This is a genomic window from Rodentibacter sp. Ppn85, assembly GCF_001999335.1.
Classification (GTDB): domain Bacteria; phylum Pseudomonadota; class Gammaproteobacteria; order Enterobacterales; family Pasteurellaceae; genus Rodentibacter.
The window spans coordinates 14,902-38,903 of record NZ_MLHS01000026.1; the positions used below are offsets into that span (position 1 = coordinate 14,902).

The window sequence follows — 24,002 nt, forward strand, 5'->3', positions numbered from 1 at the left end:
CTATTTAATTCTGTTTTTTATATCGGTTTTCACTTGATGGGAGATCGACTTTTTTATTGGATAAAATTACTGTCAAATTCAACCGCACTTTTTAAATAACGTTTAACCAAAAGTGCTTTTTTGAGATCATATTCTTCACCCAAGCAAAGAAAATGAATGCGCTCTTTCAACAAGAAAGAGCGAAATCGACTATCTCAATTTAAGCGTCACTAACCCCATCAACACTAACATCAACGAAATAATCCAAAACCGAATAATCACTCTCGGCTCCGGCCAGCCCTTTAATTCAAAATGATGATGAATCGGTGCCATCCTGAAAATTCGCTGTTTACGTAATTTATAAGAACCGACTTGTAAAATTACCGAAAGTGCCTCTACTACAAATACCCCTCCCATAATAACAAGTAAAAATTCTTGTCTCACTAAAATGGCAACCACGCCTAATGCGCCACCTAATGCAAGTGAACCGACATCGCCCATAAATACTTGCGCAGGATAAGTATTGAACCATAGGAAACCCAAGCCCGCCCCCACAATCGCCGTACAAAATACAACGACTTCAGAACTATGTTTGATGTACGGAATATGCAAATATTCAGCAAAATTAACGTTACCCGTAGCCCATGCGATCAAGGCAAAAGCACCTGCAACCAATGCGGTAGGCATAATGGCGAGCCCGTCTAATCCATCTGTTAAATTAACCGCATTACCCGTTCCTACAATCACAAAATAAGACAACACAATATAAAATAAACCTAACTGCGGCATAATATCTTTGAAAAACGGTACAACTAATCGGGTTGCATCCGTATCATGCCCCAACCAATACAACCAAATAATCGCGACCAATGCCACAACGGACATCCAGAAATATTTCCAGCGTGCAATTAAACCGTCTGTATTTTTACGTGTAATCTTGCGGTAATCATCGACAAAACCGATTGCGCCGTAACCAAATAGCACAAATAAACAAATCCATATATACGGATTGGCTAAATTTGCCCATAGCAGCGTACTAACCCCAATTGCCAAAAGAATCATCACACCGCCCATAGTCGGCGTGCCTTTTTTCGCAAAATGGCTTTCCGGCCCGTCATTACGTACCTCTTGACCAAACTTCAATATTTGCAAGCGTTTGATGACCTTCGGACCAATCCAAAGAGAAATAAAAAGTGCGGTCAATAACGCAAGAATTGCACGCACGGTAATATATGAAATTGCATTAAATACGGTTTCATAACGAACAAGGAATTCAGCAAGCCAAACTAACATTTAATTTTATCCTTTAATGAATAAATCACATCTTCCATTTTCATTGAGCGAGAACCTTTGCCAAGCACAACGATATGTCGATTTTGTTTTAATTGTTTCTCAATAAGAGCAACTAAAAAATCCACCATTTCCGCTTTATCGGTAAAATGTTTCCCTAAAACCGCCTCAGAAATGACCGCACTTTCACAACCAAAAGAGCAGACTAAATCAAGCTGAGCCGTCTTTGCATATTGTCCTACTTGACGATGAATTTCGAGGGAGTTTTTCCCTAACTCTTTCATGTCCCCCACGCATAAAATGCGAAAGGCTTTATAGGATTTCAAAACATCAATTGCCGCACAAAGGGAATCTTGATTGGCATTGTAAGTATCGTCTAATAATAATAAATTTTCATTGACCCGAATCGGGAATAAACGTCCTTTTACTTGAGAACGTTGCTCTAAGCCGTTTTTAACATCCAGTAGCGTAGCCCCGATATTCATTGAAAGTGCGGTCGCCGCCAAAGCATTTTTTACATTATGTTCGCCTAAATACGGGAGATTGATTTCAATTTCACCTTGTGGGGAAACTAATGTAAAAATTGAACCTTGTTCGTTATGTTGAATATTTTTAGCGAAATAATCTTTGCCATTGAAATATTGAATGGAATGATCGGCAATTTCTTTTTGCCAAAGTTCAAGATAATTGTGTTCACCATTGATAATTGCAACACCATTTGCAGTTAAACCGCGATAAATCTCCCCCTTAGCTTGTGCCACCCCCCTTAAGGATCCAAACCCCTCTAAATGTGCTGCGGCAACATTATTGACTAACGCCACATCCGGTTGAACAAGGCCGGTCATGTAATCAATTTCACCTTGATGGTTTGCTCCCAGCTCAATCACAGCAAAACGATGTTTTTCTTCCAAACGTAATAATGTGAGCGGAACACCAATGTCATTATTGAAATTCCCCTGAGTAAAAAGCACTGCATCCGGATTTCCCGCTGTTTGTTGCAAAATACTTGCAGTCATTTCTTTTACAGTGGTTTTTCCGGAAGAGCCTGTCATCGCCACAACTTTAGGGTTAATTTTTTCTCTCAACCATTTGGCTAATCGACCTAAAGCTAAACGTGTATTTTCCACAACAAGTTGCGGGATAGAAATATGAGGATCGGCTTGTTGAACAACTAAAGCAACCGCACCCTGTTCGATTGCTTGATGAAGATATTGATGGGCATCAAATGTTTCCCCCTTTAAAGCAAAAAACAAATGATTAGGAATAGGATGACGTGTATCCGTATTGATGTTTTCAATGATAACCTGCTCACTCCCTATTAATTTTCCATTGAGAATTTGAGCAAGTTGCTGCGTCGTTAAATTAATCATGAATTAACTAAATAAATTTATTGGGTTAGATAAAACTCAGCCGTCTCTTGATCAGAAAAATGCAAGATTTCACTCCCTACAATTTGATAATCCTCGTGACCTTTTCCCGCAATCAAAATGAGGTCATTTTTCTGCGCACCTTGAATAGCAAATTCAATTGCCTGTGCACGATCAGAAATCACCCCGACTTTGTCCATATTACTAAAACCGGAAATAATATCCGCCTCAATTTTATCAGGCTCTTCTGTGCGCGGATTATCTGTTGTGACAATCACCATATCAGCAAATTGCTCGGCAACTTTTGCCATTAACGGACGTTTACCTCTATCACGATCGCCGCCACAGCCAAAAATACACCATAGCTTGCCATTACAATGTTCGCGTGCGGCAACAAGCGCTTTTTCCAAAGCGTCCGGCGTATGAGCATAATCGACAATAACTGCCGGTTTTTCCTCAACTTTAATCATTTCCATCCTTCCGCGAACACCTCGTAAAGTTGAAACACTATCGATTAAACTCTCCAATGAGTAGCCTAATGCAAGCAATGCCGCCATGGCTAATAGCAAATTACTTACATTAAATGCGCCAATTAATGGGCTGTTCAGGGTACCGTTTCCCCAGCTGGATGTAAAATCAATGATTGTGCCCTCACGAGTAAAACGGGCTGAGACGGCTTTTAGCCATTGTTTGGAATTTGATTGGAAATTTGCATCACAACTTACCGCAATGCCATTTGGTAATGATTTTAGCCATTCCGCACCTATCGGATCATCTGCATTTAGAATTTGCAAATCGGGAAATAAATCAAAGAAAAAACGTTTTTTCGCTTGGGTGTAATCTTCCATCGTACCGTGATAATCCAAATGATCACGACTTAAATTTGTAAAAATTGCGACGTTAAAATCTAACGCCTCTACCCGATGTTGAACTAAACCGTGAGAAGAAACTTCAATTGCTGCAAAATCAGCACCGGCATTAACAAAAGAAGCAAGAGAAGATTGAATTTCGACAGCTGAACCCGTGGTATTTTTCGCCTCCACAATTTGTCCCAATAATCCGTTTCCAATAGTCCCCATTACAGCCGGCTTATGCCCTAAGTACTTAACCCATTGCGCTAACAATTGAGATACGGTAGTTTTCCCATTTGTGCCGGTAACGCCGACAAGTGTGAGTTTTTTAGAAGGCGAATCATAAAATTTATCTGCAATTTCGGATAAATTTGCCGACAAATTATAGTAATAAATTACTGGTTTTTGCTGCTTATATACTATGCCTAAATGCATATCAGCCGAACCAGTTTCAGCGACAACCGCACTTGCACCGGTTAAAATCGCCTGTTCAATAAAACAAGTTGCATCAACTTGGTGTCCTTTTACTGCAACAAACAGATCACTGGTTTTCACTTTTCGACTATCTAAAACCAGTTCATTAATTTCAATATCCTTGGGAAGTGAAGGCAAATTAAAAAGTGCGGTTAGTTTTTTCATTGTTTTTCCTTAATTCACCTGTTTCACATCATTTTGTTCTGTTTTACGTGAAGTAAGACGAACCGTACGTTTTGCCGTTTTATCTATTGGTTCGGCATCAGGCGCAATACCATTAGTACGCAAGGCATATCCCATAATACTAGAGAACACGGGCGCAGATACCGCACCGCCATAATATTGACCGGCTTTCGGATCATTAATTAAAATGATAAGCGCATAACGCGGATCACTAATTGGCGCAATCCCCGCTGTAAACGCTACATATTTATTCACATAACGTCCATTTTCGATTTTACGCGCAGTACCGGTTTTCACACCAACCCGATATCCTTCAACCATCGCGCGCTTATTTTTAATCGCTACTTTTTCTAGCATATTCACAATTTCTTTTGTGGTTTTCTCAGAAAAAACGCGTTGACCAACCACAGGCGGGTCAACTTTAGTAATAGAAAGCGGGCGATAAATACCGAAGCTTCCTAAAGTCGCATAAGCACGCGCCATTTGTAACGGTGTTGCGGTGATACCATAGCCATAGGCCACCGTTGCACGATCAATATCCGCCCAACGTTTACGATTTGCATTTAACACACCGGTTTGTTCGCCAACCAATCCTAAATCGGTGGCTTTACCCAGCCCTGCCGCTTGGTAGGTATCCATCAATGCGCTTGGCGGCATACGTAATGCAAGACGACTTACCCCACGGTTACTAGAATTAACTAAAATTTCATCTAAAGTTTGTTGAGGACGAGGTGCAACATCCATAATTTCTTTCCCACTCACTGTAAAAGCCCCCGTATTGATCACTTCATTACGTTGTGCTGCGCCACGCTGAAGTGCGGTCAAAACAACAAAAGGTTTTACTGTCGAACCGGGTTCGAAAACATCGGTAATAGCACGGTTTCGCATGAGCTCCGCCTTCACTCCGACACGATTATTCGGGTTGTAAGAAGGCGCATTAGCCATTGCAAGAACCTCACCGGTACGCACATCTACAAGTACCGCCGTACCTGACTCCGCCTTGTTTTCCGTTACCGCTTTTTTGATTTCACGATATACCATAGATTGTAATTTTTCATCAATGCTGAGCGTCACATCTTGTGCATCGTATTTTTTCTGGTCGGCAATATGTTCAACCACATTTCCTCGTTTATCTTTTCGTACTAAACGAGAGCCGTCTTTCCCTACCAGCATTGTATTAAAACTTTTCTCAATCCCTTCGATACCATTGCCGTCAATATCGGTATAACCGATTAAATGCGCGGTTTCCTCTACCCGAGGATAGAAACGACGCGGTTCGTTTTCCAGACTAATTCCTTTAATTTTCAGTTCTTTAACATATTGTGCTTTTCCTGCTTCAACCTGGCGTGCTAAATATAAAAAACCTGATTTTGGATTTTTCTCAATTTTTTTAACAAGTTCGTTATAGCTTAAACCTAATACATCAGCGAGAGCCTTAATTCTCTCTTTGTCATCGAGCGAGCCTTCCTTAAGAATGCGTTTAGGCTCTGCGATTACCGCACTCATTGGCACACTTACAGATAATAACTGCCCATTACGATCCAAAATTGAACCGCGAACTGAAAGAATTTCATCTTTACGTAAAGAACGTTTATCCGCTTCAACGGAAAGAATATCCGAATTGATTGCTTGAACATAGGCTGCTCGAGCAACTAAAGCACCTAATCCCAAAAAAATAAGCCCTGTAGCGATTACATAACGCCATCGTATAAAACATCTCTCAAACACCATTTTAGGTTTATTGGGTTTAATAGGCCTTGTTGTAGGTACGACGAGTTTTCTAATTGTTTTCTTAGATTTATTTGATTTTTTTGATGAATTAAATCTAACCATTTGCTCAACCCTGACTTACTTTTTATTCCAAAATAACAACTTCTTGATCGCTATTGATTCTTTTCATTTTTAACGTGCCAATCGCAATAAATTCCACTCTTGTACTATCGCCCTCAGTAGCTTCTTGCAACTGCAAATTGCGATATTCATCTTGTAACGCTTGGTGTTGTAAAACCAACTGACCATTTTCAGAGATTAGCCCACGCGTTTGGTGCGTTAACCAAATTGTTGCTATGGCAGAAATCAAAATTAATAACAATAATAATGAAACCAATTTATTTGCTGAAAATAAATCTTCTACTAAAAGATTCTGTAAAGGATAACGTTCGTTATTTTCTAACATTTTTTCCTAACCGATTTTTTCCGCAATGCGTAATATTGCGCTTCTTGAACGTGGATTTGCCTGAATTTCCGCTTCCGACGGCTGAATCGCTTTGCCAATAGCTTTTAATTTTTGGTGACGTTGAATTTGATCTTCACGTAACGGCAAACCTTTTGGAATCGGCTCTCCTTTACTTTGTTTTTTTATAAAGTGTTTAACCATTCTATCTTCTAAAGAATGAAAACTAATGATCGATAAACGTCCTCCGGGCGCTAACATCTCTAATGCCGAATGTAATACGCTTTCCAATTCATCCAGTTCGGAATTAATGAAAATTCGAATAGCTTGAAAACTACGGGTTGCCGGATGCTTGTTCTTATCCTTAAAAGGCACTGACCGGGAAATAAGTTCGGCAAGTTGTAGTGTTCGTGATAAACTTTCTTCGCCATTTTTGACCGCACTTTTGTTGTACTCAACAATTGCTGTCGCAATACGTTTCGCGAACCGTTCTTCACCAAAGGTTTTCAGCACCCAAGTTAAATCCTCTACAGAAACCTGTTTTAACCATTCTGCCGCGGATAAGCCTTGTTTTGTATTCATACGCATATCGAGCGGGCCGTCTTTCATAAAACTAAAACCGCGTTCAGCCTCATCCAACTGAGGAGACGACACACCGAGATCAAGCAAAATACCATCAATCCTACCAACCAAACCTAACCTTTCACAAATTTCAGGAATTTGGGAAAAGCTACTATGTTCAATTTGAAAACGTTGATCTTGAATCTTTTTCGCTTCGGCGATGGCGTAAGGATCTCGGTCAATACCAATTAAACGACCGTTTTGAGAGAGTTTTGACAGAATTAAACGAGAGTGTCCTCCCCGTCCAAAAGTGCCATCGATATAAATTCCATTTTCTTTCAATGCCAAACCGTCCACTGCTTCATGGAGTAAAACCGTAATATGTTCAGTCGGAGAAAAGGAATTCTGCATATTCGTAAGCGTTAATAAAATAAGTCTAAAAAAGATAATGCGGTGCAAGCACCGCTTATCTTGCTAGTACCGCTGTTCTTTTTCTAAGTAAATTAGAGTGACAGCATATTTAAATTCGTATCCATTGCAAATTCAGCAGTTCCTGCTACAGCAATGTCTTCATCAATTTGTGCGATCCACTCAGTATCGCTCCAAATTTCAAATTTATTTAATTGCCCTACCAACATTAAACCTTTTTCTAATTTTGCATGTTGGCGTAATGGTCCACTCAGTAAAATACGCCCTTGAGCATCCATTTCACACTCAGTGGCATAACCAAGCATGACTCGCTGTAAACGGCGTTGGTTAGGGTCAAAATTAGATAATGAAAGTAGTTTCTGCTCAATTTTTTCCCATTCATCTAAAGGATAAAGTAATAGGCAAGGTTGACGAATATCTACTGTACAAACCATTTGTCCTTGATTTTTTTCAATGATTTCTGCGCGATAGCGAGTCGGGATCGCAATTCGTCCCTTTGAATCCAAATTTACCGCTACTGCCCCACGAAACATTGATTCTGATCCTTTAAGATTAAAATTCTGGTAAAAATCGCCACAAAAAACCACTTTTCACCACTTAACTGCCAAGTCTATCGGTTATAAAGCAAAGTTGCAAGCAATTCCAATATATAAATGCGATAAATTTCAGATAAAAAAACCGCTCAAGCATTCACTTGAACGGTTTGATTTTATAAGGCGTTGAAAATTATACGCTTGTTGTATTTACATAGGCTTCTTCATCACGCTCACCCAACGGTTTTAATAAGACGAAGAATAAAACAATACATAAAATCGTTGTTGCAAAACCTAAGTATACTGATAATTGATAATCTAAGTTGAAACCGATTTTATTGTAATACAAGTAAGTAGAACATACGGTAGTGATAAACCAAGCAGGGATAGAAGCAACCCAGTGGAATTTATGATAACGATATAAATACGCTGCTGCAGTCCATAACATTACCATTGCGGTCATTTGGTTTGCCCAAGTGAAGTAACGCCATAAGATAGTGAAGTCGATCGTTGAAACGTAATACCCTAATACGAACAATGGAATCGCAATCACTAAACGTTTGGAAAGAGAACGCTGATCAATATTGAAGATTTCCGCTAATTGCAAACGTGCGGCACGGAATGCCGTGTCACCTGATGTAATCGGAAGCACCACAACACCTAACACGGCAAAGATACCGCCAATGAATCCTAGGAAGTGTAATGAACTGTCATACACAACTTTAGACGGAGAACCGGCTGAAATTGCATCTTGTAATGCTTGTGGGTTTTCATAGAACGCAAGCCCGACCATACACCATACCAATGCAATAACTCCTTCAGTAATCATTGCGCCATAGAAAATGAAACGACCTTCGCTCTCATTTTCTGCACAACGCGCCATTAGTGGCGTCTGTGTCGCATGAAAACCTGACAATGCGCCACAAGAAATAGTTAAGAATAACAATGGCCAAATTGGAACATCTCCTTTTACTTGGAAATTTTGTGTGAATTTCTCCCATGTTAATCCTTGCCCATCTGCATTAACAGTACGGAAAAATTCAATCGGATCTACCGCACTGAAGTGTGCCGACACCAAACCATATACCATTCCCACAGACATAAAGAGTAATAACGCACCAAAGAGCGGATAAATTCGACCAATAATTTTATCGATAGGTAATAAAGTAGCAAGAATATAATAAGCAAAAATAATCGCCGTCCACAACGCAATAATTGTGGCTTTATCCATGCCCCATACTTTAAGACCACCGGCTTCCACCGCATGATGAACCGCTTCTGCATCCCCCAATTGCAATGCACCTTGAGAAGCGCCAAAGACATCCATGGTAATCGTTCCCATCAATTGTGCCGGGCTTGCAACAAATACTACGCCAACCAATAATAACAGCACTAGTGCGAGAAGATTAATAAATACTTTTACGGGGCGACCTAAAAACTTACCCGCCAAATAAGGCATTGTGGCACCACCATGACGAATACTTAACATTCCGCAAAAATAGTCATGTACCGCACCGGCAAAGATACATCCGATAACAATCCAAAGCATAGCAACCGGTCCGTATAGTGCGCCGAGAATAGGTCCAAAAATTGGTCCGGTACCCGCAATATTTAATAATTGAATCAACCAAATTTTGGTTTTGGACATTGGCATATAATCCACACCATCATTGATTTGATAGGCCGGAGTTTGACGCTTAGGATTAATGACAAAAATTTTTTCAATAATTTTTCCGTAAATAAAATAGCCAAGAATCAAAATGGCTACACAGAAGAAAAACCACAACATAAAAGCACCTCAAAAATAATCATTATGTTACTGAAATCGCGCTCTGAATAAGCCACCGTATTTTATGATAAATTTCAATAAACAAAAAATTTAATTTACAAAAACCTCATAATTTTGTGATGAATATCACATTTAATATTCAAATTTTAAGCACAGTAAAAAATACAGTGTAATTCATCAATAAGTACCGTAGATTATCCCCTTATTTTATCTAACGTTTCATCTTACATCCCTATATTTCGCACCTTGTCATATTTCAGCGATAACGTTAGCAACAAGATCATTCCTGCTATTAAGCATAACAATGATGCATCTTATTTGGTAATTTTACCGTTCGCTGATAGACTAGCGTGCGAGTTATTGTTTTAATTCAATATTGAGTAATCTAACTGACAAAGTACGAAATCAAAATCTACCGTTTATTTAATAAGGAATAGAAATGGCTCTTATCCGCTGTCCGGAATGTCGTCAAAAAATTAGCGAACATGCTGAAAACTGCCTACACTGCGGCTTTTCTTTAAAACAAGAAGACTTAGCAATTTATAAACAACAGCTAGAAGAAAGACGCTTGCACAATGCGGAAATTAACCGAAAAAGTACCAAATTGCACTTAATTTGGTTTTGCATCTTTGCTTTGTTTATTATCATTGCAAGTCTCATTACCCAATCATAAAAAATGGGTTGCGACGCAACCCACTCATTCTCTTAAAATATTAACCGCACTTTATGCTTTTTTCACATCTAAACGCTCAAAAGCCAGTACTTTATTTTCCAACTTACGCAACAACAACGTGGCAATTCCTGTAATAACCAAATAAATACCGCCGGCAATGCCATAAATTGTCAGGGCATCATATTCCGTACCATACAGTTGGCGGGCATAACCCATAATATCCATAATTGTAATTGTTGATGCCAATGCTGTTCCTTTAAATACCAAAATAATTTCATTGCTATAAGACGGTAACGCTCGTTTTAATGCGTAAGGAATCAAAATTTTTAATGTTTGTAAGCGGCTTAAACCTAGTGCGGCACACCCTTCCCATTGTCCTTTTGGAATCGCTTTCACGGCCCCATAAAATAATTGGGTTGAATAGGCAGCGCTGTTTAATGCCAATGCCAATGCCGCACAGAACCATGCATTTGATAAGAGATGCCAAAGCGGGCTATTCACAATCCATTCAAATTGACCGGGACCGGCATAAATTAGGAAAAACTGCACAAGTAACGGAGTACCGGTAAATAAAACAAGGTAAAAATTGACCGCTCTTTTTACCCAACCATTTCCCATAGCAAGCAACACTGTCAGAATTAAGGCTAATAAAAAAGCAACTAACAATGAAACAACAGTCAATAATAAGCTCGTCGGAATCCCTTGTGCGATCACGGATAAATATTCTTGGAACATTATTTCACCTCTCTTTCAAAACGCGTAAAACGGAGTTCTAAACGGCGAATACCGACTTGACTGATTAATGTTATAGCAAGGTAAATTAATGCCGCAATGCCATACCAAGTGAACGGTTGATGCGTATTGGTATTAATTAATTGCGCTTGACGCATTAAATCATCTCCGCCAATAAGTGAAATTAATGCCGTATCTTTTAACAATACTAACCACTGATTACTCAACCCCGGTAAAGCGTGACGCCAAATTTGAGGTACGATGATGTGTATAAATGTATAGCCTTTACTTAATCCCAGCGCTGCGCCTGATTCCCACTGTCCTTTTGGGATAGCTTGAATCGCACCGCGTAAAGTTTGCGATGCATAAGCCGCAAAAATAAGTGATAAGGCAAAAACACCACACCCGAATGTACTGAATTCAATGTATTCCCCGGTCAGTATTTCTACAAGCTCTGTTGAGCCAAAATACACTAGTAATACAACAAGAATTTCCGGTAACCCCCGTAACAATGCCACAAAAATTGCCATAGGTTTACCCACAAACCGGTTTGCTTCCAATAAAGTAAATATTACGCTAAACAGCAAACCGACAACTAAGGAGCATACAGCAAGCCCTAATGTCATTAGGGCTGCAGTAAACATTAAAGAAAGAAAATCCGCAAACATAAATTATTTAATCATCCATTTATCATAGATCTTTTGGTATTCACCATTTGCTCTGATTATCGCCAAACCTTTATTTAAATTTTCGGCTAATTCTTTGTTTGATTTATTCATTGCAATACCCAAACCGTTACCAAAGTATTTTTTATTCGTTACTTTTTCACCAACGAATTGAATTTCAGGTTCTTTGCCGATCATATCCGCAAGTACGGCGGTGTCACCAAAGATAATGTCAATACGGCCATTTTTTAAGTCTAAAATGGCATCTTGTAAACTCGTATAAGCCTTTGGTGAATATTGCTTCGTTTCAGCAACAGTATATTGTTGGAAAGTTGTGCCATTTTGCACACCAATATTTTTTGCCGTTTCCAGGGTTGCTTTACCTTTTAATGCTACATAGCTTGCCGTGCTATCATAATAGGCATCTGAAAATAACACTTGTTTTGCGCGCGCTTCGGTAATATCCATGGCGGAAATTGCAGCATCAAAACGTTTTGCCTTTAAATTTGGAATTAATGCATCAAAAGATTCACCTTTAAACTTGCAGGTTGCTTGAATTTCTTTGCAAATAGCATTAGCTACGTCCACGTCAAAACCGATAATCTCCCCTTTTTCATTAGTAAACTCAAACGGGGGATAACTCGGTTCCATCGCAAAAGTAATTTCTTGTGCGTTTACTATTGCTGCCGAACCTAATAATACTGCGCTTAAAAGTAATTTTTTCATAATGTCTCCTTATTGTTTTAGTGAGAAAGATATTGTCTAAATTGTTCAGTTTGCGGATGTTCAAAACAATCAGCAGATCCCATTTCTACAATTTTTCCCTGCTCCATATACACAACTTTTGTTGCGACTTTTTGCGCCACATTAACTTCATGGGTCACAATCACTTGAGTAATACCCGTTTCCTGCAATTCCTTAATAATATCCACTACTTGTGCGGTAATTTCCGGATCCAAGGCTGCTGTTGGCTCGTCAAATAACAACACTTGCGGTTTCATCATTAACGCTCGTGCAATTGCCACCCGTTGTTGTTGCCCGCCCGATAAATGTAGAGGGAAACGATCAACATATTCTTCCAAACGTAAACGTTTTAGTAACTCCATCGCTTCTGTTTTTGCCGTTGATTCATTTATGCCTAACACTTTCATTGGCGCTTCAATTAAATTTTCAAGCACGGTCAAATGCGGCCAAAGATTATACTGTTGGAAAACCATTCCTACATCTTGGCGTAACTGGCGAACCGCATTCGGATTAGCAGTTGCCTTTGATAAATCAAATTTATTATTGGCAATACTTAATTGACCTGTTGTTGGCACCTCCAATAAATTTAATGTGCGAATTAATGTACTTTTTCCCGCACCACTCGGACCCAGTAACACTACCGTATCCCCTTCTTCCGCTGCCAAATTAATATCAAATAATGTCTGGGAAGCACCATAGAAAAAATTTAAATTTTTAACACGAATAGCCATTTCAATTCTCTTTATCTTATAGAATGCACAAATATTACGTTTTTCTGCATATTTATGCAAGTATTTAGAATAAAAATCCCAAAATAATTTGGGATTTAAAAAATAATCATAAAAACAACCGCACTTTAAACGTCTTTTGCCATCTCAAACTCAATGAGCATCATCAAAATATGAATGACCTTAATGTGAATTTCTTGAATACGATCCGCATAACGGAAATATGGCACTCGAATTTCCACATCGGCAAGCCCAGCCATTTTTCCACCGTCTTTACCCGTCATAGCAATCACTTTCATTCCTTTAGCTTTTGCCGCCTCAATAGCATTCAATACATTTTTAGAATTACCGGATGTGGATAAACCAAATAATACATCGCCTTTTTGCCCCACCGCCTCTATATAGCGTGAGAACACATAATCGTAACCGAAATCGTTACTTACACAACTTAAATGGCTCACATCGGAAATTGCAATTGCAGGATACCCCGGGCGATTTTCACGATAACGGCCCGTGAGTTCTTCCGCAAAATGCATTGCATCACAATGAGAGCCTCCATTACCGCAAGAGAGAACCTTTCCACCTTGTTTAAAACTCTCAGAAATTAACAGCGCCGATTGCTGAATCAATTTAATGTTATTTTCATCAGAGATAAATTTGTTTAATACATCTTGTGCTTCAACAAGCTCCGCTTTGATTTGCTCCAAGTACATTTTTGCTCCTTTTAGGAAATGAGAAATTTTCGCAACATTGTATAGTAGATAATGCCTTTTATCTAGACTAAATACAAATTCAACTTTTTTGGCTCATCAAGCATTATTTCTTCGAACAAGATCGCAAAACACGCTCAAAACACTTTGAAAAACTACCGCACTTTTTTAATCTTCAGCCAATTTTGAACTATAAAAAGGAATCTGATGAACAGCTTAGTTCGAGTTATTTTTATATTATTTGTTAGCATAAAAGCTTATGCCAATATTGATATGATGCTTCTGAAAAACTATGACAACCAAAATATTGAAGGTTGGGTCATGTCCGAAAAACTTGATGGTGTACGCGGCTATTGGGATGGGACACAACTTTTGACTCGTCAGGGACAAAGACTGTTTCCACCGGCTTACTTCATAAAAGATTTTCCTCCTTTTGCCATTGACGGAGAATTGTTTAGTGAACGCAATCACTTTGAAGAAATATCCTCTATAACTAAATCTTTCAAAGGTGATCGTTGGGAAAACCTCAAGCTGCATGTATTTGATGTGCCGGATGCTGAAGGAAATTTATTTGAACGGCTTAATGTGTTAAAAGCCTACCTTTCAACCAATCCTACTCCCTATATTCAAATCATTGAACAAATTCCTATTCGAGATAAAAACCATTTGTACGAATTTCTAAAAGAAGTCGAAAGCCAACTAGGCGAGGGCGTGGTTGTAAGAAATCCTAATACTCCCTATGAAAGGAAACGTAGTACGCAAATACTCAAATTAAAAACCTCTCACGATGAAGAATGTACAGTAATCGCTCACCACAAAGGTAAGGGACAATTTGAAAATGTGATGGGCTCACTAACCTGTAAAAATCATCGAGGGAAATTCAAAATCGGTTCCGGATTTAATCTTAATGAACGTGAAAATCCGCCACCAATAGGATCTATCATCACTTATAAATATCGGGGATTAACCAATTCCGGTAAACCTAGATTTGCCACTTACTGGCGAGTAAGGGAAAATCATGAGATAAAATAAAGGCTGGAAAATCCAGCCTATTGAGTTATCCTTGATAGCGCACCACGCCTAATTCATCTTCTTTTCGTGTTCGGTTCATCACTTCTTGTGGTGATTGTGCAATACGCAATCCCATTTCCTCTTCAGTACGAACCACCTCGCCACGCAAAGAATTGGTATAGACATCAGTGATTTTCACATCGACAAATTTCCCTATCATATCAGGCGAACCTTGGAAATTCACAATACGGTTTGTTTCCGTTCTCCCGGTGAGTTCCATAATGTCTTTTTTCGATGGACCTTCAACTAATACTCGCTGTTCTGTGCCTAACATACGACGACTAAATTGTGCCGCCTGCTGATTAATCCGTTCTTGCAATACATATAAGCGCTGTTTTTTCTCGTCTTCCGTTACATCATCCGGCATATCCGCTGCCGGTGTTCCCGGACGGGCAGAATAGATAAAGCTAAAACTCATATCAAAATTGACTTGTGCAATAAGATTCATGGTTTGCTCAAAATCTTCCGCAGTTTCCCCCGGGAAACCCACAATAAAGTCGGAACTAATTTGAATATCGGGGCGGACTGCACGCAACTTACGAATAATGGATTTATATTCTAATGCGGTATGGCTGCGTTTCATCATAGTAAGAACGCGATCAGAACCGGATTGAACAGGTAAATGTAAGAAACTCACAAGTTCCGGCGTATCACGATATACATCAATAATATCATCGGTGAATTCAATCGGGTGGCTTGTAGTAAAACGTAATCGGTCAATTCCATCAATGGAAGCAACCAAACGAAGTAATTCTGCAAAACTACAAATTTCTCCATCGTGGGTCGGGCCACGATAGGCATTGACGTTTTGACCAAGTAAGTTCACCTCACGCACGCCTTGTTCGGCTAACTGAGCAATTTCAAATAATACATCATCTACCGGGCGGCTAACCTCTTCTCCTCTCGTATAAGGTACGACGCAGAAAGTACAGTATTTGTTACAGCCTTCCATAATAGAAACAAATGCTGTCGGGCCTTCTGCACGCGGTTCAGGTAAACGGTCAAATTTCTCAATTTCAGGGAAACTGACATCCACTATCGAACTTTTACCACCACGGATTTGGTTTATCATCTCCGGCAAACGATGTAAGGTTTGCGGACCAAAAATAATATCTACATAAGGCGCTCGATGGCGAATATGCTCACCTTCCTGTGAGGCGACACAGCCCCCCACACCAATCACTAAATTCGGTTTAGTTTTCTTTAATTCTTTCCAACGCCCTAATTGATGAAATACTTTTTCTTGTGCTTTTTCACGAATAGAGCAAGTATTTAGTAACAACACGTCCGCTTCTTCAGGAATATCTGTCAATTCAAGGCCATGGGTACTCAACAATAAATCCGCCATTTTTGATGAATCATACTCATTCATCTGGCAGCCCCAAGTTTTAATATGCAATTTTTGCGTCATCTTTCTATTTCTACAATCATTAGTCAATCCAATAAAAACGGTTGGCTATTGTACAAATTTGTCCTCATTCTTACCAGCCCAAATTTATTTTTACTCGTTTGGAAATAAAAAGTGCGGTCGATATTGACCGCACTTTTTATCCTTTATTCAGGTTTATAAAATATATTCCCACCACAATGACGACTATTATATCTGTAACAAACGCATAGAGAAGTGGGTAGATCAAACAAGCTAAACCGCCGACGCCAAAGCCACGACAACCATGCCAATCAGCTACTCCTAATGCACTAAAAAACTGTAATAACGGCATATAAATTAAAACGCCAATCAACACCGAGACAAATAAAGATATAAATATTCTCATTTTATTTAATACCCTTCTTCCTGCATATTAGGTAAGAATATTGCCTGCCGGATTCGCTTCACATTAGTCACAATAGTACCATCCGAATGCAATTCAATTTCTCTCCAACCGGGCTGTGTTTCATCTAAAGCAAAATACTGACTATCCGCTTTAAATTGAATACAAGTTGAAGGTGTTGCCATCACTTGATAATCTTGCCACCGACTATCCACTTGTTGGTGAATATGCCCATATAAAATCGCCTTCACATTTTTAAACGGTGCAAGCACATCAAATAGATCATGGGAATTACGTAAATTATGCTGATCAAGCCAAGCAGAATTTGTCGGCACTAAATGATGATGGAATACGATTAAAGTATAACGTTCGGGATATTGTTCCAACGTTGTTTTCAATAATCCCAGTTGATGCTGACTCAACTCACCGTGAGGCACGCCGTAAACTTGGCTGTCCAGTAATAAAACCTGCCAATGTTCTCCCAACAAAATATGTTTTGCCTTCTCCATTGGCGGCTGATTTAAATTTTCTACCATTTTAGGTTGAAAATCATGATTGCCGGGAATCCAAAAGACAGGCAATCCAAAAGGTTTTACCATTTTAACAAAACGCTGATACCCCTCATCACTGCTATCTTGCACTAAATCACCGGTAGCCAGTATTACATCAAACTCGGTATTGTCTTGTTGAATTTCTTTCAAAACCTGTGCAAAACTAGCCTGTGTGTTCACCCCCAATAATTCATTCTTTTCATCTTTAAATAAGTGTGGATCGGTAATTTGTAATAATTTCACAATCGGCTTTTCAGTCCGATAGACAAACGTATTTCTCATAGGTGACTCCTAACCTCATTGCCAACGTTGTTGCAACTGAGCATAATTTAATTGAAGCCATTGCAAGCCCATCACTGCAATGACATTATCAATTTTCCCTTCGCACATCCATTGATACGCTTGTTCTCGTTTCACAACATGTACTCGAATATCTTCATTTTCGCAAGCCAAACCGTGAATACCTTTTGCTTTCGAACTATCCACTTCTCCCACGAATAAATGAATTCTTTCCAGTACACCACCGGGGCTATCCCACACGCTTAAACAATGAGTTAAATTTTTCACCGTTACGCCGGCTTCTTCTTCACTCTCCCGCAGCGCAACCTCTTCCGGTAATTCCCCTTCTTCCACCATACCGGCAATTAATTCCAATAACCAAGGAGACGAATTCGGTTCGGGATGATAAGCTGCACCAATACGAACCTGCTCCACCAATACGACTGTATCTTCTTTCGGATCATAAGCAATCACTGCCGAAGCCGCACCTTTGATAAGCAACTCCCGCATGACAATATTGCTTTCACCTCCGGCAAAAAGTTTGTGTTTAAATTGAATTTTTTTGAGCGTAAAAAATCCGTTATATACTACTTCCTCATTAAGTATTTTAATATCACTCTGCTCAAATTGTTGAATCTCAGACATTTTTTTCTCCAAATACTACGACAAAAATCATACGCTCAAAAAACTATAAAACAAATAGAAGGTTTATACTTTTTGTTGAAACTTTGACATGGTTCACAAAAAATAAAAACCTGTGATTGATTTATGATCACAGGCTTTCTAATTACATATTACAATTCAATTAATAGATCCGAAATAAAACCGTTTTTTCCTTGTTCATTTGGATAACCCAACGGATTAATCACTACACGGCACCCTTGGAAAACAGTATCTATTGCCGAATGGGTATGCCCCGAAAACCAAAATTTAAAGCCCTCCAAGTTAATATCATTGATGAAATACGGATTCAATGGGGAACTATCAAATTGAGGATCTTGGCAAATTAAAGAGGGTGGAAAATGTGTAAGAACAATGGTTTTATCTTTTCCTCGAAACCGATTGATCCAATTTAATTGGTGATTAAAAAAGCGAACATAATCATTACCTGTAATTCGCTTTTCAGATTTTTCATTTGCTTGATAATCAAAAATATATCCAAAATCAGCAATACATCTTTCAGATATCAGTTTAAACTTTTCATGTTCTCGAAAAACTACCGTGTTTTGTCTAAAATTAGTAAATAATGTTCCCCCGACAAAACACCATCCATCAAATTCAAAAACTTGATTTTCAAATAAACAATTCAATCTTAAACCTTGAATCTTACGATAAACTTCCGTCATATTTTCATGATAGAAATCATGGTTTCCTAGCACAAAAACATAAGGCTTACCAAGTCTTTTACAATTTTCATGAAATTCAACAGCACCGTTCAACCCATTCCCAAAGTCACCAAGATGAACGATTAAGTCTGCATTTTGATCGATAAAATAAGGTGAGCCGTGAGTATCTGAAAGTAACTGTAATTTCATTTTGTATCCCTAGTATTCAGCAATCAAATTCAAAATCCGCTTATCCGATACCTGATACTTCGTTCCCAACTGCTGAGCAAATAAACTCACACGTAATTCTTCAATCATATATCGAATTTCCGCAACCTCATTAGGAATCGGTTTGGATTTTGGCAGTTTGACCAATAATTGTTGATAGATTTGTTGTACTTGTTCTACACGCAGCATTGCCGCACGATCACGGTTTACATCTTGGGCAAGTTTATCAATTCGTTTATCAATAGCTTGTAAATAACGCAATAAATCCGACAAACGATGATAACCGCTTTTTTGCACAAAACCTTGATACACCAAACCGCTCAACTGAGATTTAATATCCGAAAGTGCAAATGCCATATTAAAATCCATTTTTCCTTTTAAACGTTGGTTTAAAGTGTGAGTAAATGTCAGTATTTCTTCGACTTTTTGTGCAATCTCTACTGTGATTTCGTTCAAGTTTTCACGTATAAAATCACGCAGTTTCTCAAAACTTTCCTCAGTCCAGACCAAACCGCCAAAATCTGCAATAAGTTTATCCACCGCACAAGCGATACAGTCATCAATTAAATCCAATACCCGCCCAAACGGGGTGAAATAAAGACCGAGTTTGGATTTATTTGGCAATTTTTCGTGTAAATATTTAATCGGTGAAGGCACATTGAGTAACAACAATCGGCGTAATCCTTGCTGCATTGCCACCTTTTGTTCAAATTCCGTTTCAAAAAGTTTAATACCGACAGACTCTTTTTCATCTACAATCGCCGGAAAGGCTTTCACACTAAAACCGTGCTTTTTCTGTTCATAAAACTGCGGCAGTTCGGCAAAATTCCAAATGTGTACACCACTCTGTTCAATCGCATCATCCGCTACGGCAGAAATGCTTTCTTGTACACGCTCCTTTAGCTCAAATTTGAGTGCATCCAAATCCATAGATTCGGCAATTTTCTTTCCTTTTTCATCCACAACACGGAAAGTCATTTTTAAATGGCTTGGAATTTGTGCCCAGTTCCAATGCTCCTCAGCCACTGTTACCCCCGTCATACGACGCAATTCATAGATGAGCGTATCCAACAGCGGTTTTTCTAAGGGAACGGCACGTTCTAAAAAAGCTCGAGCATAATTGGGTGCCGGAACAAAATTACGTCGGTATGACTTCGGCAAAGATTTAATCAACGCAATCACCAACTCCTCACGTAACCCCGGGATTTGCCAGTCAAAACCTGCCATTTCTACTTGATTAAGCAATGGTAACGGAATATGCGCAGTCACACCGTCCGCTTCAGTTCCCGGTTCAAATTGATAGGTGAGTTTGAGCTTAAGATTACCCTGATGCCAAAAATTTGGAAAATCCAGTTTACTCACTTTCTCCGCACCTTCATTAATGAGGAAAGTGCGTTCAAAATTAAGTAATTCCGCATCTTGTTTCGAGGCTTTTTTCCACCAAGTATCAAAATGTTTCTGCGATACCACCTCCGCGCCAATACGTTGATCGTAAAATTCAAATAATGTGCGCTCATCAACTAAAATATCTCGACGACGACTTTTATGCTCTAACTCCTCTACTTCACGAATCAAGTACTGATTTTGTTTGAAAAAATTGTGTTTTGTGTGCCAATTTCCTTCAACCAAGGCGGATTGAATAAAAATCTCTCGGCTCGCAATAGGATCGATCGATCCATAATTTACCGGTCTTGCCGCAACAATCGGCATACCGTATAAGCTCACCTTTTCATCGGCAATCACCGCACCGCGTGATTTCGACCAACGCGGCTCAGCATAAGATTTTTTTACTAAATGAGCTGCGAGCGGCTCAACCCATTCCGGTTCAATCTCCGCCACCATACGCCCCCAAAGTTTTGAGGTTTCCACTAATTCTGCTGCCATCACCCATTTGGGCTGTTTCTTGAAAAGTACGGAATTTGGGAAAATTGAAAAATGGGTATTACGCGCCCCTAGATATTGTTGTTTTTCAGCCTCTTTCAGCCCGATATGAGACAACAAACCGCTTAAAAGTGCGGTATGAATTTGCTGATATTCCGCCTTTTCTGAATTAATCGGCAGCCCCATTTCACGCACCGAGAGACGAATTCGATGATAAATATCCTGCCATTCTCGGATACGCAAGTAATTTAAGAAATCTTTTTGACACTGGCGACGAAATTGATTTTTAGTCAATACTTTTTGTTGTTCTTGGAGATAATGCCAAAGGTTTAAAAATGCCAAGAAATCGGATTTTTTATCTGCAAAGCGACGATGTTTTTCATCTGCAGATTGCTGCTTCTCCGTTGGACGCTCACGCGGATCCTGAATGGATAGTGCGGAAATAATCACTATCACTTCATAAACACTCGAAAAATTGACCGCACTTAATAGCATTTTTGCTAATCGGGGATCAACCGGAAGCTGGGCAAGTTGACGACCGGTTTGTGTCAACCGGCGTTTTTCGCCTGATTTCGTTTTAATCGTTTCAAGCGCGCCCAATTCCTCCAACAATTTTACGCCGTCTTGAATATTGCGCTTATCCGGCGCATCGACAAATGGAAACGCCTCTATATCATCCAAGCCTAATGCCGTCATTTGTAAAATAACGGAAGCCAAATTAGTGCGCAAAATTTCCGGATCGGTAAATTCAGGTCGGGAATTAAAATCCTCTTCTGAATAAAGACGGATACAAATCCCTTCACTCACACGCCCGCAACGCCCTTTACGCTGATTCGCAGAAGCCTGTGAAATCGGTTCAATCGGCAAACGCTGAACTTTAGTCCGATAACTATAACGGGAGATGCGTGCCGTACCTGGGTCAATCACATATTTAATTCCCGGTACGGTGAGTGAGGTTTCCGCCACATTGGTAGCAAGTACGATACGATTTAATCCGCTAGGATGGAAAATTTTATTTTGTTCCTGTGCAGACAGGCGGGCAAAGAGCGGTAGAATTTCCGTGTGTTTTAGATTTTGCTTTTGTAATGCTTCTGCCGTATCACGAATTTCCCGCTCTCCATTCATAAAAATCAAAATGTCGCCTCGGCCTTCCGCTTGAAGTTCATCTACTGCGCTCAAAATGCCTTGCAGTTGATCTTGAGCTTCTTCATCGATAATTGGACGATAACGCACTTCTACGGGATAAGTTCTACCAGATACTTCAATAATAGGGGCGTGATTAAAATGTTTGGAAAAACGCTCCACATCAATCGTTGCAGAAGTAATAATAACTTTTAAATCCGGGCGGCGTGGTAAAAGCTGTTTCAGATAACCGAGGATAAAATCGTTGTTTAGGCTGCGTTCGTGCGCCTCATCAATAATCAGACAAGAATATTGATTAAGAAAACGATCCGTTTGAATTTCTGCCAGTAAAATTCCATCGGTCATCAATTTTATTTGGGTATTATCGCTGATTTGGTCATTAAAACGGACTTTATATCCCACCAAATCCCCTAATTCGCTTTGTAATTCTTCAGCGATACGAGTAGCTACGGAACGGGCGGCAATACGGCGAGGCTGGGTATGTCCGATCATACCTAAGTGACCTAATCCCAGCTCCAAGCACATTTTCGGCAATTGTGTGGTTTTGCCTGATCCGGTTTCCCCTGCTACCACAACGACTTGATGTTCCGCCAATAGCTTTTCAATTTCCTTTTTACGTTGACTAACCGGGAGGTCTTCAGGGAAAACAACGGGATGTTTAACCGCACTTTTACGCTGTGCTACACGCAATTTTGCCTGTTGAATTTGTTGTTCAATTTCTGATGCCACTGCTTGTTGTACATCTTGATTTTTAATTTTACCAATACCCTGAATACGCGAAAATAATCGACGTTTTTCCATGAGCATCAGATTATCAAGTTGAGAAAAAAGAGATTGTTGTAAAGGATTAAATTCGGATTTTATCGTTCTTTTTTTCATTCTGATTTACTTTTGAAACTACCGTAGGCTAGGCTAAACCAACCAATTAAAAATAAAGTGCCTCCAACCGGAGTGAACCAAACTATCGCCTTACCGAAACCAAATGCAAGGGCATATAAACTGCCACTAAAAAGCAATATACCGAGTGTCCACGCCATCGCAGCTAAGTTTGCAAATTTATTATTGCACCATGTCGATAGCCCCACCGCTAGAATTGCTAACGTATGAAAGAGTTGGTATTTCAGACCGGTATCAATCCATGCAAGGGCTTTGTTATCCAAAATATGAGTTAAACTATGTGCGGCAAATGCGCCCAAAGCTACGCAGAAAAAACCACTCAACGCAGCGATAAATAACCATTTATTCTTCATCTAAAATTTTCCGATTAATAGCGCTAAAATTCCTGCTGCAATAAGGGGGCCGACAGGAATACCACCAAGAAAAGCGACACCGATAACTGTCCCTATCAGTAAACCTGTGACTAATATCGGTTGCTCAGCCATTAGCGAAACGCCTTTACCCGCAAGCCAAGCTACGAACATACCGATGACAACCGAAAATACCATTTTCCAACTTAACAAATTGGCTAAATTAGGTAATTGAATTTTACCTGAAACCAATGGACTTAATACTCCAATGGTTAAAATAATAATCCCGATTTTTAAACCATATTTTTCAAGCAATGGGATGTATTCGGATAAAAAAGTCTGTTGCATAATCAACAGTACTGCTGATGAAATGGTAATGGCACTGTTATGGCTAATTACTCCTAGAATAATAAAAATCACCAGCAACAAAGCGATTATATTGAACTGTAACGACATCATAGCTCCTAAAAATATGGTTATAAAAATGTGTTTTACAAAATATAAATCGAGTGAAATTATAGCAAGTTATTAATTTTCTGTATTTTTATTTAGTAAAATAAATTTATAAACCTTAATCTAGATAGACTTTGCTACTACTTTATCGATTAAAGTGATGAAATTAAC

General features: G+C 39.2%; 22 protein-coding genes. 2 read left to right on the forward strand and 20 right to left on the reverse strand.

Going from position 1 to position 24,002, the window contains the following annotated elements; translation table 11 throughout:
- Positions 1 to 189: 189 nt before the first annotated feature.
- The 8 genes from mraY to BKL51_RS05445 form a co-directional block, all read right to left on the reverse strand.
- Positions 190 to 1,272 (reverse strand): phospho-N-acetylmuramoyl-pentapeptide-transferase, encoded by a 1,083-nt coding sequence (mraY, locus tag BKL51_RS05410; protein WP_077465717.1) that lies wholly within the window; start codon positions 1,270 to 1,272, stop codon positions 190 to 192.
- Complete coding sequence (gene murF / locus BKL51_RS05415; RefSeq protein ID WP_077465718.1) at positions 1,266 to 2,639, reverse strand: UDP-N-acetylmuramoyl-tripeptide--D-alanyl-D-alanine ligase; 1,374 nt, start codon at positions 2,637 to 2,639, stop codon at positions 1,266 to 1,268. The genes mraY and murF overlap by 7 nt, the downstream gene beginning before the upstream one ends.
- Positions 2,640 to 2,656: 17 nt before the next feature.
- A complete protein-coding gene (gene murE / locus BKL51_RS05420) occupies positions 2,657 to 4,126 on the reverse strand; it encodes a UDP-N-acetylmuramoyl-L-alanyl-D-glutamate--2,6-diaminopimelate ligase (RefSeq protein ID WP_077465719.1) in 1,470 nt (489 codons plus the stop codon).
- 9 nt (positions 4,127 to 4,135) lie between these two features.
- Positions 4,136 to 5,977 (reverse strand): peptidoglycan glycosyltransferase FtsI, encoded by a 1,842-nt coding sequence (ftsI, locus tag BKL51_RS05425; RefSeq protein ID WP_077465720.1) that lies wholly within the window; start codon positions 5,975 to 5,977, stop codon positions 4,136 to 4,138.
- Positions 5,978 to 5,999: 22 nt separating this feature from the next.
- A complete protein-coding gene (ftsL, locus tag BKL51_RS05430; RefSeq protein ID WP_077465721.1) occupies positions 6,000 to 6,320 on the reverse strand; it encodes a cell division protein FtsL in 321 nt (106 codons plus the stop codon).
- A gap of 6 nt (positions 6,321 to 6,326) precedes the next feature.
- Positions 6,327 to 7,289, reverse strand: coding sequence for a 16S rRNA (cytosine(1402)-N(4))-methyltransferase RsmH (gene rsmH / locus BKL51_RS05435; RefSeq protein WP_077465722.1), 963 nt, complete (start codon positions 7,287 to 7,289; stop codon positions 6,327 to 6,329).
- 92 nt (positions 7,290 to 7,381) lie between these two features.
- The gene (mraZ, locus tag BKL51_RS05440) at positions 7,382 to 7,840 is read right to left on the reverse strand and encodes a division/cell wall cluster transcriptional repressor MraZ (protein WP_077465723.1); all 459 of its coding nucleotides are present in this window, start codon (positions 7,838 to 7,840) and stop codon (positions 7,382 to 7,384) included.
- Positions 7,841 to 8,033: 193 nt separating this feature from the next.
- Positions 8,034 to 9,629, reverse strand: a complete 1,596-nt coding sequence (locus BKL51_RS05445) for a carbon starvation protein A (RefSeq protein WP_077465724.1) — start codon at positions 9,627 to 9,629, stop codon at positions 8,034 to 8,036.
- A 439-nt stretch (positions 9,630 to 10,068) separates the two neighbouring features.
- Here BKL51_RS05445 and BKL51_RS05450 point away from each other — a divergent pair, with 439 nt between their 5' ends.
- Positions 10,069 to 10,302, forward strand: a complete 234-nt coding sequence (locus tag BKL51_RS05450) for a hypothetical protein (protein ID WP_077465725.1) — start codon at positions 10,069 to 10,071, stop codon at positions 10,300 to 10,302.
- A 51-nt stretch (positions 10,303 to 10,353) separates the two neighbouring features.
- On the opposite strand, the gene artM is transcribed toward BKL51_RS05450, so the two are convergent.
- The 5 genes from artM to lpcA all read right to left on the reverse strand — a co-directional run bounded on the left by artM (position 10,354) and on the right by lpcA (position 13,884).
- The gene (gene artM / locus BKL51_RS05455; protein ID WP_077465726.1) at positions 10,354 to 11,037 is read right to left on the reverse strand and encodes an arginine ABC transporter permease ArtM; all 684 of its coding nucleotides are present in this window, start codon (positions 11,035 to 11,037) and stop codon (positions 10,354 to 10,356) included.
- Positions 11,037 to 11,702, reverse strand: coding sequence for an arginine ABC transporter permease ArtQ (gene artQ / locus BKL51_RS05460; protein WP_077465727.1), 666 nt, complete (start codon positions 11,700 to 11,702; stop codon positions 11,037 to 11,039). The genes artM and artQ overlap by 1 nt, the downstream gene beginning before the upstream one ends.
- A gap of 3 nt (positions 11,703 to 11,705) precedes the next feature.
- Entirely contained in the window at positions 11,706 to 12,425 is a 720-nt protein-coding gene (locus tag BKL51_RS05465; RefSeq protein WP_077465728.1) for a lysine/arginine/ornithine ABC transporter substrate-binding protein, read from the reverse strand.
- A gap of 17 nt (positions 12,426 to 12,442) precedes the next feature.
- Positions 12,443 to 13,174, reverse strand: coding sequence for an arginine ABC transporter ATP-binding protein ArtP (gene artP, locus BKL51_RS05470; RefSeq protein WP_077465729.1), 732 nt, complete (start codon positions 13,172 to 13,174; stop codon positions 12,443 to 12,445).
- Positions 13,175 to 13,299: 125 nt separating this feature from the next.
- A complete protein-coding gene (gene lpcA, locus BKL51_RS05475) occupies positions 13,300 to 13,884 on the reverse strand; it encodes a D-sedoheptulose 7-phosphate isomerase (protein ID WP_077465730.1) in 585 nt (194 codons plus the stop codon).
- A gap of 204 nt (positions 13,885 to 14,088) precedes the next feature.
- Here lpcA and BKL51_RS05480 point away from each other — a divergent pair, with 204 nt between their 5' ends.
- On the forward strand, positions 14,089 to 14,913 hold the full coding sequence (locus BKL51_RS05480; RefSeq protein ID WP_077465731.1) for a DNA ligase: 825 nt from the start codon (positions 14,089 to 14,091) through the stop codon (positions 14,911 to 14,913).
- A 25-nt stretch (positions 14,914 to 14,938) separates the two neighbouring features.
- Here BKL51_RS05480 and miaB read toward each other — a convergent pair whose 3' ends face one another.
- From miaB to BKL51_RS05515, 7 genes are all read right to left on the reverse strand, one after another.
- Positions 14,939 to 16,363 carry a tRNA (N6-isopentenyl adenosine(37)-C2)-methylthiotransferase MiaB gene (gene miaB, locus BKL51_RS05485; protein WP_077465732.1) on the reverse strand — a complete coding sequence of 475 codons (1,425 nt, stop codon included), beginning with the start codon at positions 16,361 to 16,363 and terminating at the stop codon, positions 14,939 to 14,941.
- A gap of 369 nt (positions 16,364 to 16,732) precedes the next feature.
- Complete coding sequence (gene cpdA, locus BKL51_RS05490; protein WP_077465733.1) at positions 16,733 to 17,557, reverse strand: 3',5'-cyclic-AMP phosphodiesterase; 825 nt, start codon at positions 17,555 to 17,557, stop codon at positions 16,733 to 16,735.
- 15 nt (positions 17,558 to 17,572) lie between these two features.
- Positions 17,573 to 18,199: an ADP-ribose diphosphatase gene (gene nudF / locus BKL51_RS05495; RefSeq protein WP_077465734.1), complete on the reverse strand. Its 627-nt coding sequence runs from the start codon at positions 18,197 to 18,199 to the stop codon at positions 17,573 to 17,575.
- Between the two features lie 149 nt (positions 18,200 to 18,348).
- Complete coding sequence (locus BKL51_RS05500) at positions 18,349 to 19,089, reverse strand: metallophosphoesterase (RefSeq protein WP_077465735.1); 741 nt, start codon at positions 19,087 to 19,089, stop codon at positions 18,349 to 18,351.
- 9 nt (positions 19,090 to 19,098) lie between these two features.
- Positions 19,099 to 23,010, reverse strand: coding sequence for an ATP-dependent RNA helicase HrpA (gene hrpA, locus BKL51_RS05505; RefSeq protein WP_077465736.1), 3,912 nt, complete (start codon positions 23,008 to 23,010; stop codon positions 19,099 to 19,101).
- Positions 23,007 to 23,381, reverse strand: a complete 375-nt coding sequence (locus BKL51_RS05510; protein WP_077465737.1) for a DUF423 domain-containing protein — start codon at positions 23,379 to 23,381, stop codon at positions 23,007 to 23,009. The genes hrpA and BKL51_RS05510 overlap by 4 nt, the downstream gene beginning before the upstream one ends.
- Positions 23,382 to 23,834, reverse strand: a complete 453-nt coding sequence (locus tag BKL51_RS05515) for a DUF441 domain-containing protein (RefSeq protein WP_077465738.1) — start codon at positions 23,832 to 23,834, stop codon at positions 23,382 to 23,384.
- Between the last annotated feature and the right edge of the window lie 168 nt (positions 23,835 to 24,002).

What these genes read in the sequence shown, in the direction of transcription:
- mraY (WP_077465717.1), bottom strand. Translation starts at nt 1,272, where the DNA reads ATGTTAGTTTGGCTTGCTGAATTCCTTGTTCGTTATGAAACCGTATTT.
- murF (WP_077465718.1), bottom strand. Translation starts at nt 2,639, where the DNA reads ATGATTAATTTAACGACGCAGCAACTTGCTCAAATTCTCAATGGAAAA.
- murE (WP_077465719.1), bottom strand. Translation starts at nt 4,126, where the DNA reads ATGAAAAAACTAACCGCACTTTTTAATTTGCCTTCACTTCCCAAGGAT.
- ftsI (WP_077465720.1), bottom strand. Translation starts at nt 5,977, where the DNA reads ATGGTTAGATTTAATTCATCAAAAAAATCAAATAAATCTAAGAAAACA.
- ftsL (WP_077465721.1), bottom strand. Translation starts at nt 6,320, where the DNA reads ATGTTAGAAAATAACGAACGTTATCCTTTACAGAATCTTTTAGTAGAA.
- rsmH (WP_077465722.1), bottom strand. Translation starts at nt 7,289, where the DNA reads ATGCAGAATTCCTTTTCTCCGACTGAACATATTACGGTTTTACTCCAT.
- mraZ (WP_077465723.1), bottom strand. Translation starts at nt 7,840, where the DNA reads ATGTTTCGTGGGGCAGTAGCGGTAAATTTGGATTCAAAGGGACGAATT.
- BKL51_RS05445 (WP_077465724.1), bottom strand. Translation starts at nt 9,629, where the DNA reads ATGTTGTGGTTTTTCTTCTGTGTAGCCATTTTGATTCTTGGCTATTTT.
- BKL51_RS05450 (WP_077465725.1), top strand. Translation starts at nt 10,069, where the DNA reads ATGGCTCTTATCCGCTGTCCGGAATGTCGTCAAAAAATTAGCGAACAT.
- artM (WP_077465726.1), bottom strand. Translation starts at nt 11,037, where the DNA reads ATGTTCCAAGAATATTTATCCGTGATCGCACAAGGGATTCCGACGAGC.
- artQ (WP_077465727.1), bottom strand. Translation starts at nt 11,702, where the DNA reads ATGTTTGCGGATTTTCTTTCTTTAATGTTTACTGCAGCCCTAATGACA.
- BKL51_RS05465 (WP_077465728.1), bottom strand. Translation starts at nt 12,425, where the DNA reads ATGAAAAAATTACTTTTAAGCGCAGTATTATTAGGTTCGGCAGCAATA.
- artP (WP_077465729.1), bottom strand. Translation starts at nt 13,174, where the DNA reads ATGGCTATTCGTGTTAAAAATTTAAATTTTTTCTATGGTGCTTCCCAG.
- lpcA (WP_077465730.1), bottom strand. Translation starts at nt 13,884, where the DNA reads ATGTACTTGGAGCAAATCAAAGCGGAGCTTGTTGAAGCACAAGATGTA.
- BKL51_RS05480 (WP_077465731.1), top strand. Translation starts at nt 14,089, where the DNA reads ATGAACAGCTTAGTTCGAGTTATTTTTATATTATTTGTTAGCATAAAA.
- miaB (WP_077465732.1), bottom strand. Translation starts at nt 16,363, where the DNA reads ATGACGCAAAAATTGCATATTAAAACTTGGGGCTGCCAGATGAATGAG.
- cpdA (WP_077465733.1), bottom strand. Translation starts at nt 17,557, where the DNA reads ATGAGAAATACGTTTGTCTATCGGACTGAAAAGCCGATTGTGAAATTA.
- nudF (WP_077465734.1), bottom strand. Translation starts at nt 18,199, where the DNA reads ATGTCTGAGATTCAACAATTTGAGCAGAGTGATATTAAAATACTTAAT.
- BKL51_RS05500 (WP_077465735.1), bottom strand. Translation starts at nt 19,089, where the DNA reads ATGAAATTACAGTTACTTTCAGATACTCACGGCTCACCTTATTTTATC.
- hrpA (WP_077465736.1), bottom strand. Translation starts at nt 23,010, where the DNA reads ATGAAAAAAAGAACGATAAAATCCGAATTTAATCCTTTACAACAATCT.
- BKL51_RS05510 (WP_077465737.1), bottom strand. Translation starts at nt 23,381, where the DNA reads ATGAAGAATAAATGGTTATTTATCGCTGCGTTGAGTGGTTTTTTCTGC.
- BKL51_RS05515 (WP_077465738.1), bottom strand. Translation starts at nt 23,834, where the DNA reads ATGTCGTTACAGTTCAATATAATCGCTTTGTTGCTGGTGATTTTTATT.